Below are 15591 nucleotides of genomic sequence, written 5' to 3'. Positions count from 1 at the left end.
CCTCGGTCGTCGTCCTCGTCACCGACGGGCGTGCGAACGTCGCCGACGGGAGTCCGACCGACGCGACGCGAACCGCGGCTCGAGCGCTCGCGAGGGGCGACACTCGAGTTATCGTCGTCGACGCCGGCGACGATTCTCGCGCCGGCCTCTCGGAACTGGTCGCCAGCGAAACCGACGGCGAACTGGTCGACCTCGAGTCGCTCTCGGTCGAGACCGTTCGGGCTGCCACCGAGACTGCGGCCGACGAGACGGAGCGATAGGACGGTTCTCGAGGTGGCGCTCTCGAGCAAAGTCGACGAGAGCGGACCAACACCCCTTTGAACACCCCTGATCGTTATCCGACGAGAATCCATGACGGGGGACGAGACAGTCGCCGACGAATCGGTCGGTGATGATATCGAGTACGGAATCGAGGAGCAGCCGCCGCTCGGCGAATCGATGGTGTTGGGGATTCAACACTACCTGACGATGGTGGGCGCGAACATCGCGGTCCCGCTGATTCTGGCGGATGCGATGGGGATGCCCCCCGGTGTGACCGCCCGGTTTATCGGGACGTTCTTCGTCGTCTCCGGGATCGCGACGCTCGCCCAGACGACGTTCGGGAACCGATACCCGATCGTCCAGGGCGCGCCGTTCTCGATGCTCGCACCCGCGCTGGCCATCGTCGGGGTCGTTACTGCCGGCGGCGTCTCGGGACAGCCGAGTTGGGAGGCCGCGTTGCTCCAGTTACAGGGAGCGATCATCGTCGCCGCGATCGTCGAGGTCGCGATGGGCTACTTCGGACTGGTCGGGAAACTCCGCCGGTTCCTCTCGCCGGTCGTCATCGCGCCGACGATCGCGCTGATCGGGCTCTCGCTGTTCAACGCCGGCCAGATCACCGCGCCGAACCAGAGCTGGCCGCTTCTCGGACTCACGCTCGGACTGATCCTCCTGTTCTCGCAGTATCTCGACGTCAAACACAGGGCGTTCCGTCTCTACCCGGTCATTCTGGCGCTGGTCATCGCCTGGGTCGCCGCGGCAGCGTTGTCAGTGCTCGGCGTGATCGGCAGCGGTCATCCGGGATTCGTCGATCTCGGAGCAGTTACGAACACGCAGCCGATCATGCCGATCTACCCGTTCCAGTGGGGCCTCCCCCAGATTACGACCGCCTTCGTCGTCGGGATGTTCGCCGGGGTGCTGGCCTCGATCGTCGAGAGCATCGGCGACTACTACGCGGTGGCGAACCTGAGTGGTTCCGGAGCACCCAGTGCAAAGCGGATCAACCACGGCATCGGAATGGAGGGGCTGATGAACGTCTTCTCGGGCATCATGGGTACCGCCGGCTCGACCTCCTACTCCGAGAACATCGGCGCGATCGGACTCACCGGCGTCGCCTCGAGATACGTCGTTCAGATCGGGGCCGCCATCATGCTCGTCGTCGGCTTCGTCGGTTACTTCGGCCAGCTGATCGTGACGATTCCCGATCCGATCGTCGGCGGCCTCTTCATCGCCATGTTCGGCCAGATCGTCGCCGTCGGGATCTCGAACCTGCGCCACGTCGACCTCGACTCCTCGCGGAACACCTTCATCATCGGCTTCGCCCTCTTCGTCGGGCTGGCGATTCCGGCATACATGGGGAACTTCGAGAGCACGATCGCGTTTCGCGAGAGCGTCGGCCTCGAGACGGCGGTCGCGTCGCTAGTCGACACGACCGGACTCGCGAACGCGGCTGTTGCAGGCCCGATCGAAGCCGCGGCACAGGCCGTCGTTGACACCGTCTTTATCATCGGCTCGACCGGGATGGCCGTCGGCGGACTCGCGGCGCTCGTCCTCGACAACACGGTCCCGGGCAGCCGCGAGGAACGCGGCCTCGCGCAGTGGGACCGTCTCACGGAAGACGAATCCGAGTTCGACTCCTTCTGGGACCGCTGGGTTCGGACCGGATCGAACCGCGACACCTGAGCGTCGACGACGACTCGAGCGGGGGCCGTTCGGCTCGGTATAGCGGACTGGTGCGACCAGTCATTGTAAGAGCGAGCGGGCCCCAGACAGGGTATGGCAGAACTCGAGCTCGACGACGGGACCATCTGGTACGAGACGACCGGTGACGGGCCGCCGCTGGTGCTCGTCCACGGCGGCTGGATGGACGGGACGGCCTGGGAGCCACAGATCGAACACTTTTCGGACGACTATCGGGTCGTCACGCTCGACGTGCGGGGCCACGGCAACACCGGCGTGACGGAGCCCGATCAGTACTCGATCGGGCTCTTCACCGACGACCTCGAGGCGCTGCTCTCGCGACTCGAGATCGAGCGGCCGATCCTCTGCGGGCTCTCGCTGGGGTCGATGGTCGTTCAGGAGTATCTGGATCGCCATTCTGACGACGCGGCGGGCGCGATTCTGGGCGGGGCAGTGCGATCGATGCCCCCCGTGGAACTGCCGTCGGGAGTGAAGTCGTTCTGGTCGCCGATACCCGCGCTGGCCACGTCGCTGTCGGTCTCGGGGTCGGCGGGGACCTTCCGTTCGATGCTGTATTCGATACAGGCGACGACCGGTGAACGGTGGCTGTCGGTCGATCCCGACATCAGGGCCGACGCGATCGACGCCGTCGGCGACATCCCGTCGGCCGAGTTTCGGAAGATCTTCGACGCGCTCTACCGGTACGATCCGCCCGAGCTATCGGACATCGAAACGCCGACGCTCGTCGTCCACGGCGAGCAGGAGGCCCCGCTGGTCAAGCGACAGGGGCGACAGATCGCCTCAGCGGTCGCCGACGGTGCTCAACTCGAACTCGCGGAGTCGGGACACCTAGTCAATCAGGACCGGCCGCGAGCGTTCAACGCGGCGGCGACCGACTTTCTCGAAGAACTCCCCGCTGCGTAGGCGGCTACTCCCTATCGAAACCGATTCGCTGGACCGCTTCGGTGAATCGCTCGCACAGGGATACCGTCAGTCGCAGTCGACACCGATCGCTGCCCGGAGCCACTCGTCAACACTCACGAGAGTCACGGTTGGCAGCCCAACATGATTTGGCGATACCCGGAAGGCAGCGACCGTGGTACGCACGTACGGCATTGGAAGGTCACTCGAATGACACTCCAACCCAGAACTAGATCAATGAGTAGCCACTGTACGGACACCGACAGCGTCGACTCCGCTCCGGCGACTGAGCACTGGACCAGTATCTCGAGACACGTCTTCAACAGCTACGTCGAGGCCAACACCGCCTTCCTCGCGGCGATGGGATTCACGGGCTCCGACGAGGCGGCCTCCGCCCGGCCGAACGCGGACACGACGACGCCGACGCCGGCCGTCGAGGTCGCGTTCGACGACGAGAGCTGGGTCACGGAACGATCGACCGACGACTACGACTCCCTCGGCGTCGGCGACTACGTCCGCTTTCGCAAGCCGATCGCGGACGCGGACGTCACCGCGTTCGCACGGGTCTCCGGTGATACGAACCGGCTCCACCTCGAGCCCGAGTTCGCCGAAGACACCCAGTTCGGTGGCCGGATCGCCCACGGGACGCTCGTGGCCGGCACCATCAGCGCCGCGCTGGCCCGCCTACCCGGGATGACCGTCTACCTTTCGCAGGACCTCGAGTTCGCGAGGCCGGTCCGAATCGGCGAGACGGTCACCGCCGAGTGCGAGATCGTCGAGGATCTCGGCGGCGATCGCTACCGGCTGCACACCAGGGTCGTCGGCGAGGACGACGAGACGGTCATCGACGGCGAAGCCGTCGTTACCATCAACGAACTGACCGACGAGGACTAGTTCCCTCGAGGCGAGCGGACGAGCAGCGTCGACGTCGGTCGCCCGTTTCGCAATCGAAATTCCGGACGGGTGAGCGACGCAGGCGGACAAGAGTTGCGACGACGGGGCCGTCTACTACGCCGAGCGCGCACCGAACGCGCCGGAGGCGACGAGGATCTCGGCGACGAGGGGATCGACATCGAGGTGGCGGCTGCAGGCTCGCAACCGTCGAGTGAGCGGTCGAACGTCGCGATAATCCGGATCCGGACGGTAAGAAACCGCTCCGCATCCGACTCAGTGTCAGCCGCGCGCGACTACCACCAGCATTAATACTACCACCACCACAACCAGTGGCCGAGAATGACCGATCGGCCGCCATCCCCGTCGACACCGCCCGCCGCGCCCGCGATCGCGAATACCGGACCTGAGGATCGCGTGCTCGCGACGACGACCCAGTTGACCGACTCGATCGAGACCGCGCTCGGCTGCCGGCTCGACGAGACGGTCCTCGAGGACCTCCTGCTCGAGTTAGACCGTCACGACTACGTCGACTGGGTGACGGTCTCTCGCGGCGGTGACCACGTGTGGGACCTCTCGGAGTCGCCCGATCGCATCGGTGACGCCATCGCCGCGGCCGTCATCGAACGGGTCCGGTCGTGGCTTGACCTCGACGAGTAACTCTCGGTACCCCGCGTCGAGGGCGACGCGGCCCAGTTGCGCCAGGTCGTTCGGAATCTGGTGTCGAACGCGATCGAGTACAGCGGCGAGGTGCTGTCATAGGATCACTCTCGTCGCTGCGCCCAGCACAACAGAACGGCCGTGAGTGCCGAGACGGCGGAGCAGGCGCTACTATTTGCTACGTTGCGGATCACGTTAGCTGTTACCGTGTACAAAATGACGGAGGGAACCCCGGATCCGTTCGAACAAATCACAGCAGCTACTGCCGAAACGGATTGAGAGAAACCACGAGGCCCGGAGGATAGTCGACTGTTCGGATTTCGGCCACTCCCGCCGACCCTTACCGGTAGGTGGTGGGTCAGGGGCGACCCACGCTCTCGATTTTCCTGAGCGCAGCAATCAACGTGCGGACGATCGCACCACTGACCAAAACCGCGGTTCCAAAGATGAGGACTGTACTCACGGTTTCAAGCATCTCAACGCCGTACACAACACTCACCTGCTTCCCTGCGATGGCGACACCCCCCGAGAGCAGCATCACTGCGAAGTATCCCTTGCTGTCAGCCTCGTTTACTAGCCGCGTCGCACTCGCCCCGATGCGAGCACCGAGCGCGCTCCCGCCGAGTAACGCGACGACAACGGGAATATTGACGGCGTTCGACTGGGCGTAGACGAACGTCCCGAACGCACCGGAAACCGAGATCTGGAGGATGCTGGTCCCAGCAGCGATTGCAGCGGGAATGCCGAACCCGTAGACCATGACGGGGAGCAGAAGGAATCCCCCACCGACGCCGAGACATCCGGAGAGAATGCCGATGCCCGACCCAACGACAAGGATAACCCACACCGAGACGGTCGCACCGCCAGGTAGCGACACCATCGGTGGGAGCGTGATGGCCTGAACCTTGGTAGCGACTCGGCCCGTTCTCGCATCTGTACCGTCAGTGCGGGCATCTCGGAGGACAGAGAGGCCGACGGCACCAAGAAGTCCGACGTACACCACGCTAATGACGAAATCAGCGCTGCCGAGATCCGCAAGCAAGAACACGATCCGAGTGCCGACCTCGATACCGAACGTCATTCCGAGACTCATCACCGCCGCCAGTGTGTAGCTGATCTGGCCGTGATCGCGGTGTCTGAGCGCACCGATGACACTAGTGCCGAAGACGAACGCGAGTCCGCTCCCGACGGCCACCGGCGCCGGATATCCGACCATCAGCAGCGCTGGCGTCACGAGGAACGACCCGCCCATCCCGAAGAAGCCGAAGAGAATGCCGATGAGTAGGCCGAATCCGACGAAGAGACCGATTATCGAGATACCGAGGCCAAGGAGCTCCACGGTCAAGTGCTCACGAGGATTTCACGGGCGGCCGGGCTCACAATCCGCGCCAGCGCCCCGTATCCGACGTACAGCACCAGTGCCTCCGCCAGAACGAGACCAACCGTGGCAGCAGCCTGCTCGGACTCACCGAATACGGGAGCGACCAACAGGACGCTCAGCGACGCCGTTAGTAGACTCATCAGCACGATCCAGCCTGTCGATACCTGCCAGACTGCCGTCCATCCGGTGTTCCGATCATTCATGGCATTCCCCGCCGTCGGCTTGAGCGGTTTCGGACGGCGTGATGTTCTGATTGAGGCTGAACAGGTTCGTCGGGTCGTACTCGTCCTTGAGCGCGACCAACCGATCGTACGTCGGTCCGAACGTGGACCGCATCATGTCGTCGCCCTCTTCGAGGAATCCCGGGAAGTTCAGGTACACCGAGCCGTCCGAGAACTGGCGCATGTCGTCGAGACAGTCGCGCACCCACTCGACGTTGTCGTCGTCGTCCTCCGGGCGTTCCCAGTTCGCTTCGACGCCAAGCAGGAAGGGCGCGTGTCGCCCCGCGAACGCACTGTCCTCGACGCCAACCTGGGCGATTGCGCCACCCAACTGCCAGACGTCGACCGTCGATAGCGGTGACGGTGCTACATCGGTCCAGTACGCGATTCGATCGATGGCGGACTCCGACAGGCCGTCGAGGTACAGCGACTTCCAGTAGTAGCGCATCCCGTCGGGGTAGTCCTCGTCGAAGAGTTGCTGGAACTCGACGTACGGCATCGGTCCGCTGAAGTCGGTGATCGGTTCGGTAATCTCTCTCAATGGGGCCAGTGCGCGTTCGCCGTCCGCGACCGAGCCCGCGTAACAGCCCGCAATTGCTATTTTGGATTCGTGCACCGCGTCTGTTGGGAAGAGGTCCTCGTCGGGAATCACACCTGACAAGGTGAGCAAGCTGACTTCCGGGGGCGCATCCGCGACGTAGTCGTGGTAGGCTTCCAACACCTCGACCATCCGGTCACCCGAATAGAATACGAGGCAGGTCGCCACCTCGGGTCCGACCGGGTGGAGGTCGAACTCGAAGCCGGTGACTACCCCGAAGTTACCGCCGCCACCGCGAAGGCCCCAGAAGAGGTCCGGGTTCTCGTCTGCGCTGGCGGTCAGGTAGTCGCCATCTGCCGTGACCAGATCTATCGATACGAGGTTGTCACAGGTCAAGCCGTACTTGCAGCGGAGATGACCGATGCCTCCACCGAGCGTTAATCCCGCGACCCCCGTCTCCGAGACGGCCCCACCAGGCGTTGCCAGCCCGAAGGCCTGGGTTTCGTGGTCCACATCTGCCCACGTGGCACCGGCCTGGACCCACGCCGTCCGTGCATCAGGGTCTACCCGTACACTTCGCATCTCGGAGAGGTCGATGACGAGTCCGTCGTCGCAGACAGCGGTTCCGGCGACGTTGTGGCCACCGCCACGTACCGCGACCGGAAGATCGTTCTCGCGCGCGAAACCCACCGAGCTGATGATGTCTGTGACGCCTCGACATCGGGCAATCAGGGACGGACGCTTGTCGATCATCCCATTCCACACCAAGCGCGCATTGTCGTAGTCAGCGTCACCGACACGAATCAGGTTACCGTGGAATTCTGCTTCGAACTGTTCAAGCTGTTCGGCGGGGAGTGCTTGTTGTGCCATACAGAAGTGGACGACAGCGCGGGTGTTGGCCTCACCCATCGAGTAGGGTTCGGTGTCAAGAGTACCGTTTCAGACAGTGAGACGAATTCCGGAGCGCGTACGGGATAGAGTTACTATCAGTGACAGCCTCTATCTAGCGAGTGAGTAACATGGGGCCTGAGCAAGACGACCGATTGGATGACGATGGCCGTCCGCCACCTGGCTCGCCGGTCCTGGAAGCTATCCTGGAAAACGAACGGAACCGACGCTATCTCGGCGAGCGTCTGGACGCTGCGGGCGATCGCGTCGATACGGACCTGCTTGGCGATATCGTCCGGCACGGCCCGGTCCTCGAAGTACTGTTGGAGGAACCGCTTGATCGCCGGGAAATCGAAGCGTGCCTCGACGTCTCGCGGGCGACGAGTCACCGCTACACGCAGTGGGTCGACGAGCAGGGATTCGTCGAGAAGGTCGATGGCCGATTTCAGTTGACCTGGCGCGGCGCAGTCATCGCCGAGGAGGTCCTCCGGTTCGAGGCGAACGTGCGGACCGCACACAGAATGACGCCGCTTCTGGATGCGATCTGTGAGGATCACCGGGACTTTGTCCTCGAACCGTTCGTGGACGCAACGATCACCGTCGCGGAACCGGACGATCCCTACAAGCCGATCGAGCGATTCATCGCGCTTGTCAGCGAATCCGACACCTTCCGAGGATTCAATACAACGCACATGGCTCCGCTGATTCTCGGTGAGTTTCACCAGCAAGTGTTCGAGGAAACCGACACCGAGATCGTCTACCTCCCTCACATCGTGGAGAAACTCTTCGAGACGTACCCCGAACGCGCCCAAGAAGCGATCGATAGCGGTCACCTGGCCCTTCGGACGCGTGATGAACTGCCGTACGGTCTCGCGCTGTTAGACGACCGCGTCGGTATCGGTGGCTACGACGAGACCACCGGTCTAATGCAGGTGTTCGTCGATACGGATGCACCGATCGCACGGGAGTGGGCCGAGCGCGTCTACGCGTCAGTGAGAGCCGATTCCAGTCCACTCGACGCGAAGCCAGATCTAAGTCGGTGAGACGCACTCGATGTGACGGAAACGATTGACGATCATCTCTGACACATCACCACGACTGCGCTGAAACTCCTCCAATCAGAGACGTGATTTGATGCATACAGACGAAGACGGTACCGAAACGACTGTCGAACGGTGCTTTCTTTCAAGTTCGACGGCTCGCTCACCGAAATCGAGGCGTTCGTCGAAGGGCTCAAGGTATTCACTCCGGGGGCCAGCCTCGGCTGCGTCGAGAGCCTCGTTGAGGTGCCGTCGCTGATGATCCCCGACGAGGTCAGCCGCGGATCGGCCACCGCGGACATTCCCGAGAACTTGGTCCGGCCGTCAGTCGGCATCGAAGACGTTGACGACCTCTGCGAGGACCTCCGGTCGGCGCGCCGTAGGCCCGAGTTCCCGTTTCCAATCGAAAGAGTGCAGATTATTCGAGCGGTTCGACTTTGTCGTCGGGACGAATTATTCCACTTTCGAGAATGTCCGCTCGGAGTCCTCCTCGATTAGTGAGTGCCTGCAATACGCCGTCCTGAGTGAGGCGCTGAAGATTATTACACGGTTCACACAGTCGATCCCCTCGACAGATGGCGTCACCGACTCGGAATCGTTGTCCAACGAGATGATTGAGTGCGACATCGCGGGTTTCGATGTTCCGCCGATGTTCTCCCGGTGCGAGTTCGATCCCCGCTTCGCGTTCGATTGCTGTGACGGCCTCCTGTTCGATCAACGTGAGTTCGTACCCGTCGTGGCGTTCCTCATTTGGTTCCCACTCGACGAAGGTTCCCGTTTCAATCTCGCTAAAATAGCAATCTCCTCGGAGCCCCTTCCCGGCGACCGATTCAACACTGGTCTGTTCTTCCATCTCCGCTTTGGCTTCAGGTGTGATAAAAATCCGTTCGACAGTGCCACTCCCGGTCATGTGTGCTATGCGCGTTTAGCACAGTGAAAAACACTCGGGTATGGATATCTTTGACAAGGTGACTCGGCGGTACGTCCGCAAATCATACCGAGCGGCTGGTTCATTGGCTACCAAGCGAAACAAATGAAGCCGCCGCGCCGAACTTCTACTCCGTATTCAGCACGGATTTTCTAATAGAACCCGAATAGGGCCGGACTAGGATATCTCTCCAGCGCCTGCGATCACAATCCGTCAATCGGCGATTGATTTTCTCGGTCTGGATCAATTTGGCTGTACGCGAATCCCCGTGACACCCACTCGCCCGTCGAACGAAAGCAAAAGTGTGCCTATTCAATCGATAATCCCTACGCTATCGGGCGATTGTCGCTGCACAAATGTATGGGCGCTACAGGCCTTGAACGGCCCGGCCGTTGCTACCTTCTTGCTTCCAGTTTTCATGTTCATTTTCCTTTGATAATCTGCCAGCGTCGGGATGCTCGTTCACGCCGGCTGGCGCGGTCGTAGTGCTTGTCGAGAATCTCCTCTGACGCGTCGAGTCGGTCAGAAACGACTCCTCGAGGAACCCCGTCGTTTCGATACTTCGTCACTCTCGCTTTGCGAATGTCGTGGGGCGATCGGCTCGAGGGACACTTGCTCATCGAAGAGTGTATGGTAGCCTCGCAAGTCTCCGGATCGCGATCATGCGGACACTCCTCGCCGCGAGCGCACGGACGAGTCCACCGATAGACCGTGTCGCGAACACAGCTCCGACTCACCCGTCCCTGATTCGTCGTGACGAGTGGGTCTCGAGCGTGGTCGTCGGTTACGTCCGCTCTCGGTCCATCGATGAAGTCTTGGACCATCCGGGCGGTCTCCTCAGTGATCCGGTTGTAGCGTTCGCCGCCCTCGTCGTTCTTCAGCGGCGTCTTGCTCTCCGGTCGGTGAACGAAATCGATACCCGGGTCGCGACCCTCGAGTTCGCAGTCTTGCAAGTCGATCGCCCGAATTCCGCCGAGACGGGCACCGGTTTCCCAGATCAACGTCCAGATTACGTGATCTCGACTCGCGTACTCGTAGCGCGAGAGATACTCGAGGATCGGCGGCACTCGCTCAGGGACGATCTTACTATCACTCACCTCATCGCCAAGCGAGAGATCCGGCAACGGGACCTTCAGATACAGATCCTCGTGAACGGCCTCCACGTCGCCACAGAACCGAAGGAACGCCCGAACCGTAGTGAGGTTCGAGTGCAGCGTCTTCTTCGCGAGTTCTTCGTCCTGGCCGTTCGAGTAGCCGCCCTCACGTCTCCAGACGCGAAACTGGTACAGGTGCCGTCCGTTCAGTTCGTTCATGTTGTCGATCCCGCCTACCTCGCGGCACCACTCGACGAACGCACGAAGATCGCTCTTGTGGCTCGTCTGGGTCCACTCCGCGGACCCGTCCTTCATCGCATCGAGGTGTAGCTCGACGGCGTCAGAGGGCGAGATCGGCTCGAGGTCGTCGCTCACCGAACCACCTCGAGCGTATCGCTGTTATTACAGTATCCGGTACTCTTACCGTGGTAGCGTGCCAGTTTAGTCATGGTCTCACTGTTGTGGGACCGCGGACTCGCCGTGCGCGCCACTGTGTAGGACCGGGGGCGCGTGCGGTCGCTGTCCATCGGTCGATTGTAACGACTGAACCCGACTCCCTTAGTCGTCGGAGTGCGGTTTCCGATAGTTCCGAAAATAGTCGATTTCGGTGACTGACTCGATTTCGTGAGTGTTGAGCGGCGGTTCTCCGTGATTCCGATAGTTCCGATATCGGAACTCGAGGCGGACGTGGGCTGTGGGCCGTGGGCCGGTCGATGCGGTCTATCGGGGGCTTTATCCCCCGGAACGTTGCGCGAATACATGCTTCCGTAGCTGGTTTACGGAGGCCAGCGGGCCGGTGCCCCTAACACCGGGTCCGCGTTTCTGACGAGGACCCGACCGGGCAGCGGCGGGTCCGTCTGGCTTCCGTTGCCGACACCGAAACATCCCACTCACTTATACTTATCCGACCGTTCGTTAATCTATAGTGTACCGAATGTTACTGCCAATGAATTCAATCAGTATTGATAAAATGCCGGTATGGGACGTGACTGTATGCGAAGACCGAGGGTATCGTGGATGACACAAGCCGATGACCGCATCCTCGAGACCCTCGCGGACACCGATCTGATCCTTTCTCCTCGCGTCCTCGAGGCGAATATCGACTACTCGCGGCACTATCTGAGTACGCGGCTCGGAAAGCTTCGCGATGCCGGGCTCGTCGATCGTGTCGACGAGGGGCTGTATCAGATCACCGACCGTGGACGTGCATATCTCGAGGGAGAACTCGAGGCCGACGAATTGGAAGAATAGTTTCCGAAACCGCTCACTCCGGTTCGACGGGCGAAAGACGATGTTCAGGTAGGTGACCGAGCGAGCGAGTTGCAGCCGCCGAGATCGTCACCGACTCATCGCCGGCCGTGACGGGTTCGCCGGCAACCGATTGAATCAACGCTGCCAGCTCCTCGCGGTAGGACTGTGAACGTTCTTCGATAATCTGCATCGATTCGCTCGACGGGTCCGTATACGCACGGTTCGCCAGATAGCAGTACACGAATGTCTCACGGACATCTATGGGAGCATCCTCGAGATACCACGGAAGTGAAAAGTCCTCGAGTTCCGATTTCTTCCCGATCGGTGTACCAAGTACATGGAGCACCCTGCCAAGGATCGCACCGTCTTCACCGGGCCGGACAACTGGACCACGTATCTCGTCGGCATCCTCGTGAACCGTGTGACCGACGCCCGCGAGTTCGAGCACATCGATACAGTGCGAATCGAAGCCGCGCTCGTTCAGTACGAACAGCGGCTGCCAGTTCTCGCTATTGATCGAGCCGCCCGAATACACGTTCGCGACGAGCGCGTTGAGCGCGGTAAACTGGTCGTCTTCGTAGGTGAGATCGATCCACCCGCGCTCGCGAGCTACCCGAAGGCCAGCCACGACGTTCGGGGTGCGCTCGTAGTCGATCCACGAACGAACGCGACCGAGCGGGATCTCGAGCCGGTTCGAGATCGCCGTATATCCTGCGTTGGGATGATCGATCCGGTAGGCAGCGACCCGTCGATACTGTTGGACCGCTGTCCATGCATCGTCGTAGGCCCCACCGTCGTAGGTGCGCGCGAAGTCGGCCTCGGTAACGAGCGTCCCGTCAGGTGGCATACCCACACCGTGTGCTCGAGCCGACAAATTCGTATCGTTTCGGTAGGAAATTATAAAATCGAAAGACTGCGCGGCTTCAAGGGGCCGCTGGAATCGAGATAGCACCCGCTGATTATCAGGTTTGAAAGTCTTTTCAGTGAGAGAGAGATTCACTATCCCTTAAATATATATAGTCATGACTGACTGCTGGCTATTAGGCATCGGACGACGACGGCGCGAGAAAGCAAGGTGAGGATGGTTCCAATCCCCCTAACTGCGATCCTCGGTTCCACGAGGTGTTAGATAAGCTTTCTCACCGTTCACGGCCGGTGCGTGGTTCAAATGATAGATGGAAAATCAGTGCGGCAGAAGCTAATCGGATCGGACGATGAACGAGCAGTGAGCCCAGTTATCGGAGTCATTCTCATGGTTGCGATTACGGTCATTCTCGCGGCCGTGATTGCGGCGTTCGTGCTCGATATGGGAGACAATATGGGCGATGAGCAGGTTAATGCAGTAGTCGATGTTGATGTCTATGAAGACGGAAGTGGTAACGAAATTGAGGTTTCACTGACTGAGAATTCGAATGCAGATTCGTTTGTCGTCCGAGGCGACGTTGGCAGTGAACAATCGCTTAGTCTGAATGAAGTCGGTGACTCAGACACTGTTAGTGGATCGGCACTGAGCAGCGACAGCGGGACAGTGAGAATTGTTGCACAAACGGATGGTGGCGCTGAGAGTATGATCAAAGAGGTTGACTTTAGCGGAATGGACTCCTCGTAAGCACTTCTGATCGACCACTTCGGTTTTCTTTGATGATACTGTCCGTTGTATAGATTTATAGAAAGTCCCGATATAGGACTGATGCTGTGGTAAGGGCCGGTGGCCCAGTTGTGAAGCTGTATTATCTCATGCGATCGATTCGCCGCGACCAAAATGAAACTACGCGTCCGGAAGTAACTCACTCACGTACTTGTCTTCCTACTCCCGGCACGCTTCGATTTCCCAATGACCTCGGCGCGTGAGCGTGTAGTAGTTGATCCGCCGGTCAGAGCTGCCTATCTTGACGACTGTATCGAGATTTGGGAGAGACACTCGTGGTGAATCCCTTTCCATAGTACTCCTTGATCGCCAGTCCGAGGAGCTCGTCTTGGCCGTCGATCATGTACAGCAAGTCTCGCTGTAAGCCTCTGAAATTAACAAATTATTTCTTGAGCGGAAGCAGAAAAAGCCGATAGACGCTATACTCTGAGAAGTCGTTGATCATCTGATCGAATACATCCAGACCGTCGATCATGCGTCGATCCCCTCGACGAGCTCGACCGTCCATTCCCCGTCACCGATGTGGCGAATGTGAAGGTGGTGTTCTCCTTCGAGATTGCCGTGTTCGTCGAGTAGCCCCTCGACGCGGAGATCGTCTTTCGGCAGGGTGATCCCGAGCGAGTTCTGGTCCAAGCGTCTGAGTTTGTTCAGCGCCATGCATCGGCGGCAACCCGCCTTGGTATAAAGTTTGGTGAACCTTGGTTTTCCTGATCTTTTCGACGGGAGGGGATGACGACCGGTCGTATGGCTCTTAGCCTCCCATCAAGCGCAGTACCAGGCGCGGTACGGCGTGAAGACGGCATAGACCTGATTGACAGCGTGCTCGCACCGCTGTTCGTGCTCGCGACGATCTCCGTCGCGGCGGTCGGCACGTTCAGCCTCGGGGCACCGTTCAACACCGGTTTCGACGGCGTCCTGTACAGTTCGCAGGGAACCGAGATTACCTACGGGTTCCTTGTCTCGATGATCACCGTGATCACTGCGTGGGTTACGAACGGGCAAACGACCATCGAGGACTACACCGACATGGAGACGGTCACGCTCCTGCTGATGTTTATCCTGAACATCCTCTCGGCGCTCGTCCCGGCCGTCTCCCACGCTGTCGGCTCGATGTGGCCGCTCGGCTGGTTCATGGTGTTCCTGAACGGGGCCGGATTCTACCTGATCGCCTACAAGTAAACCGGAGGTACAGAACATGAGTAACCAATTTTCGGCGGTGCAGCGTCTCGGGTTCGTGCTGTTAGTCGCGGCGGTGGCGACTGTCGGGCTCGCGGCGATCGGCGGCGCACAGACATCCGACTACGAAACGAACGGGACGGTCGAACTCACGAACAGTACGGAGCCCATCACCGTCTCGGTTGACTGGAACGAGTCGGCCGCGTCGACTGACTCGGCGACGGTCACTTTCGAGAACGAAACGGCCGCGGCGAACGCCGGAGACGTGACCGGTGATCTCGAGAGTGAGACGCTGAACGGCACTGTTCTGAATCTCTCAACAGTCCATCCGGCCGGTAGCTACGATGTCGCCTTGAATCAGTCCGAAGCCGGGACCGTCTCGGTCGCCTCGAGCGCGATCGCGGACGACGGGACCGTGGACCTGTCGGGAGAAACGAGCGGGAACCTCACTACGGACGACACGGTGGACTCGCTGACGTTCTCGGCGGACACGTTGTACACTGACAGCATCTCGGCCGACGCGGGCAACACGACCGACGCTGAGTACAACCAGACTGGCACTGTCCTCGAGCTCGGCAACGAGTACCGAGTGGTCGTCACCGGGCCGGACTCGGCGATCGACAGCGCGAGCATCGAGGACAGTTCCGGGTTCCTCGGCGGTGTCTTCCCGTCCGGCGGCGGTGATCTCGGCGGCGGGATGCTCGCGGGACTCGCCGTGATCGGGCTGGCCGTGATCGGCGCGGCCGTCTACACGATGCGGGACTAACGAGGTTCGATTCATGACTTTCAACATTTTCGACGGTTCGACGGTGTGGAATAGATCGGTGATGCTCGGGTACATTCTCGCCTCGAGCGCGTCCGTTGTCGGGCTCGCTCTGGCGGTTCACAGCGGGGTGGCCTAATGTCGGCCCAAAGCCCACGGCCCACAGATTCGGACGGGGTGAGCCGGAGAGGATTCTTCAAGCGTGCGGCGATCGCGGGCGGCGCGGTCGTGACAGTCGGCGCGGGCGGCTCGG

The 15591-nt window shown here is 60.8% G+C and carries 19 protein-coding genes and 2 pseudogenes; 13 read left to right on the top strand and 8 right to left on the bottom strand.

The annotated features are described in order from the left end of the window. The 5 genes from PGX04_RS21490 to PGX04_RS21470 form a co-directional block, all read left to right on the top strand. Positions 1–260: vWA domain-containing protein (locus tag PGX04_RS21490; protein WP_465263832.1), on the top strand; the 260-nt coding region annotated here is incomplete at its 5' end. A 91-nt stretch (positions 261–351) separates the two neighbouring features. After that, a complete protein-coding gene (locus PGX04_RS21485) occupies positions 352–1941 on the top strand; it encodes a uracil-xanthine permease family protein (protein ID WP_273740374.1) in 1590 nt (529 codons plus the stop codon). Between the two features lie 93 nt (positions 1942–2034). Continuing rightward, positions 2035–2862 carry an alpha/beta fold hydrolase gene (locus PGX04_RS21480; protein ID WP_273740373.1) on the top strand — a complete coding sequence of 276 codons (828 nt, stop codon included), beginning with the start codon at positions 2035–2037 and terminating at the stop codon, positions 2860–2862. Positions 2863–3096: 234 nt separating this feature from the next. Continuing rightward, on the top strand, positions 3097–3753 hold the full coding sequence (locus tag PGX04_RS21475; protein WP_273740372.1) for a MaoC family dehydratase: 657 nt from the start codon (positions 3097–3099) through the stop codon (positions 3751–3753). A gap of 339 nt (positions 3754–4092) precedes the next feature. Next, complete coding sequence (locus PGX04_RS21470) at positions 4093–4410, top strand: hypothetical protein (RefSeq protein ID WP_273740371.1); 318 nt, start codon at positions 4093–4095, stop codon at positions 4408–4410. A gap of 358 nt (positions 4411–4768) precedes the next feature. Here the strand turns inward: PGX04_RS21470 and PGX04_RS21465 are convergent, their stop codons facing one another. From PGX04_RS21465 to PGX04_RS21455, 3 genes are all read right to left on the bottom strand, one after another. Further along, complete coding sequence (locus PGX04_RS21465; RefSeq protein WP_377043198.1) at positions 4769–5755, bottom strand: sulfite exporter TauE/SafE family protein; 987 nt, start codon at positions 5753–5755, stop codon at positions 4769–4771. Further along, positions 5752–5901 carry a DUF7512 family protein gene (locus PGX04_RS34755; protein ID WP_425498455.1) on the bottom strand — a complete coding sequence of 50 codons (150 nt, stop codon included), beginning with the start codon at positions 5899–5901 and terminating at the stop codon, positions 5752–5754. The genes PGX04_RS21465 and PGX04_RS34755 overlap by 4 nt, the downstream gene beginning before the upstream one ends. Before the next feature lie 85 nt (positions 5902–5986). Continuing rightward, complete coding sequence (locus PGX04_RS21455; protein ID WP_273740367.1) at positions 5987–7420, bottom strand: FAD-binding oxidoreductase; 1434 nt, start codon at positions 7418–7420, stop codon at positions 5987–5989. Positions 7421–7569: 149 nt separating this feature from the next. On the opposite strand from PGX04_RS21455, the gene PGX04_RS21450 reads away from it, so the two are divergent. Both PGX04_RS21450 and PGX04_RS21445 read left to right on the top strand, forming a co-directional pair. Further along, a complete protein-coding gene (locus PGX04_RS21450) occupies positions 7570–8481 on the top strand; it encodes a helix-turn-helix transcriptional regulator (RefSeq protein ID WP_273740366.1) in 912 nt (303 codons plus the stop codon). A gap of 120 nt (positions 8482–8601) precedes the next feature. After that, positions 8602–8853: pseudogene (locus tag PGX04_RS21445) on the top strand (PLP-dependent transferase); the annotation flags it as partial. A gap of 43 nt (positions 8854–8896) precedes the next feature. Here PGX04_RS21445 and PGX04_RS21440 read toward each other — a convergent pair. After that, a complete protein-coding gene (locus tag PGX04_RS21440) occupies positions 8897–9388 on the bottom strand; it encodes an MOSC domain-containing protein (RefSeq protein WP_273740365.1) in 492 nt (163 codons plus the stop codon). Between the two features lie 440 nt (positions 9389–9828). Then, on the bottom strand, positions 9829–10875 hold the full coding sequence (locus PGX04_RS21435) for a tyrosine-type recombinase/integrase (RefSeq protein ID WP_273740364.1): 1047 nt from the start codon (positions 10873–10875) through the stop codon (positions 9829–9831). Between the two features lie 642 nt (positions 10876–11517). Between PGX04_RS21435 and PGX04_RS21430 the strand changes: the two genes are divergently transcribed. Then, entirely contained in the window at positions 11518–11751 is a 234-nt protein-coding gene (locus PGX04_RS21430) for a helix-turn-helix domain-containing protein (protein WP_273740363.1), read from the top strand. 13 nt (positions 11752–11764) lie between these two features. Here the strand turns inward: PGX04_RS21430 and PGX04_RS21425 are convergent, their stop codons facing one another. After that, positions 11765–12598 carry a hypothetical protein gene (locus PGX04_RS21425; RefSeq protein WP_273740362.1) on the bottom strand — a complete coding sequence of 278 codons (834 nt, stop codon included), beginning with the start codon at positions 12596–12598 and terminating at the stop codon, positions 11765–11767. Between the two features lie 321 nt (positions 12599–12919). Here PGX04_RS21425 and PGX04_RS21420 point away from each other — a divergent pair, with 321 nt between their 5' ends. Continuing rightward, the gene (locus tag PGX04_RS21420) at positions 12920–13360 is read left to right on the top strand and encodes a type IV pilin N-terminal domain-containing protein (RefSeq protein WP_273740361.1); all 441 of its coding nucleotides are present in this window, start codon (positions 12920–12922) and stop codon (positions 13358–13360) included. A gap of 198 nt (positions 13361–13558) precedes the next feature. On the opposite strand, the pseudogene PGX04_RS21415 reads toward PGX04_RS21420, so the two are convergent. Then, positions 13559–13742, bottom strand: a pseudogene (locus PGX04_RS21415) (hypothetical protein). 128 nt (positions 13743–13870) lie between these two features. Next, on the bottom strand, positions 13871–14056 hold the full coding sequence (locus PGX04_RS21410) for a DUF8053 family protein (RefSeq protein WP_273740360.1): 186 nt from the start codon (positions 14054–14056) through the stop codon (positions 13871–13873). 87 nt (positions 14057–14143) lie between these two features. On the opposite strand from PGX04_RS21410, the gene PGX04_RS21405 reads away from it, so the two are divergent. The 4 genes from PGX04_RS21405 to PGX04_RS21390 all read left to right on the top strand — a co-directional run. After that, entirely contained in the window at positions 14144–14578 is a 435-nt protein-coding gene (locus PGX04_RS21405) for a DUF8023 family protein (RefSeq protein WP_273740359.1), read from the top strand. A 16-nt stretch (positions 14579–14594) separates the two neighbouring features. Next, positions 14595–15341 carry a hypothetical protein gene (locus tag PGX04_RS21400; protein WP_273740358.1) on the top strand — a complete coding sequence of 249 codons (747 nt, stop codon included), beginning with the start codon at positions 14595–14597 and terminating at the stop codon, positions 15339–15341. 13 nt (positions 15342–15354) lie between these two features. Then, entirely contained in the window at positions 15355–15477 is a 123-nt protein-coding gene (locus PGX04_RS21395; protein WP_273740357.1) for a hypothetical protein, read from the top strand. Further along, positions 15477–15591, top strand: a 115-nt coding sequence (locus PGX04_RS21390; RefSeq protein ID WP_273740375.1) for a twin-arginine translocation signal domain-containing protein, incomplete at its 3' end; no start/stop codon positions are given. The genes PGX04_RS21395 and PGX04_RS21390, both read left to right, overlap by 1 nt.

This window comes from Natrinema soli (genome assembly GCF_028618695.1).
The sequence above is the reverse complement of the archived record's forward strand: the minus strand, read 5'-3'. Positions and strand labels throughout refer to the sequence as shown.

What these genes read in the sequence shown, in the direction of transcription:
- PGX04_RS21485 (WP_273740374.1), top strand. Translation starts at nt 352, where the DNA reads ATGACGGGGGACGAGACAGTCGCCGACGAATCGGTCGGTGATGATATC.
- PGX04_RS21475 (WP_273740372.1), top strand. Translation starts at nt 3,097, where the DNA reads ATGAGTAGCCACTGTACGGACACCGACAGCGTCGACTCCGCTCCGGCG.
- PGX04_RS21450 (WP_273740366.1), top strand. Translation starts at nt 7,570, where the DNA reads ATGGGGCCTGAGCAAGACGACCGATTGGATGACGATGGCCGTCCGCCA.
- PGX04_RS21425 (WP_273740362.1), bottom strand. Translation starts at nt 12,598, where the DNA reads ATGCCACCTGACGGGACGCTCGTTACCGAGGCCGACTTCGCGCGCACC.
- PGX04_RS21455 (WP_273740367.1), bottom strand. Translation starts at nt 7,420, where the DNA reads ATGGCACAACAAGCACTCCCCGCCGAACAGCTTGAACAGTTCGAAGCA.
- PGX04_RS21470 (WP_273740371.1), top strand. Translation starts at nt 4,093, where the DNA reads ATGACCGATCGGCCGCCATCCCCGTCGACACCGCCCGCCGCGCCCGCG.
- PGX04_RS21410 (WP_273740360.1), bottom strand. Translation starts at nt 14,056, where the DNA reads ATGGCGCTGAACAAACTCAGACGCTTGGACCAGAACTCGCTCGGGATC.
- PGX04_RS21480 (WP_273740373.1), top strand. Translation starts at nt 2,035, where the DNA reads ATGGCAGAACTCGAGCTCGACGACGGGACCATCTGGTACGAGACGACC.
- PGX04_RS21440 (WP_273740365.1), bottom strand. Translation starts at nt 9,388, where the DNA reads ATGACCGGGAGTGGCACTGTCGAACGGATTTTTATCACACCTGAAGCC.
- PGX04_RS21405 (WP_273740359.1), top strand. Translation starts at nt 14,144, where the DNA reads ATGGCTCTTAGCCTCCCATCAAGCGCAGTACCAGGCGCGGTACGGCGT.
- PGX04_RS21420 (WP_273740361.1), top strand. Translation starts at nt 12,920, where the DNA reads ATGATAGATGGAAAATCAGTGCGGCAGAAGCTAATCGGATCGGACGAT.
- PGX04_RS21400 (WP_273740358.1), top strand. Translation starts at nt 14,595, where the DNA reads ATGAGTAACCAATTTTCGGCGGTGCAGCGTCTCGGGTTCGTGCTGTTA.
- PGX04_RS21430 (WP_273740363.1), top strand. Translation starts at nt 11,518, where the DNA reads ATGACACAAGCCGATGACCGCATCCTCGAGACCCTCGCGGACACCGAT.
- PGX04_RS21395 (WP_273740357.1), top strand. Translation starts at nt 15,355, where the DNA reads ATGACTTTCAACATTTTCGACGGTTCGACGGTGTGGAATAGATCGGTG.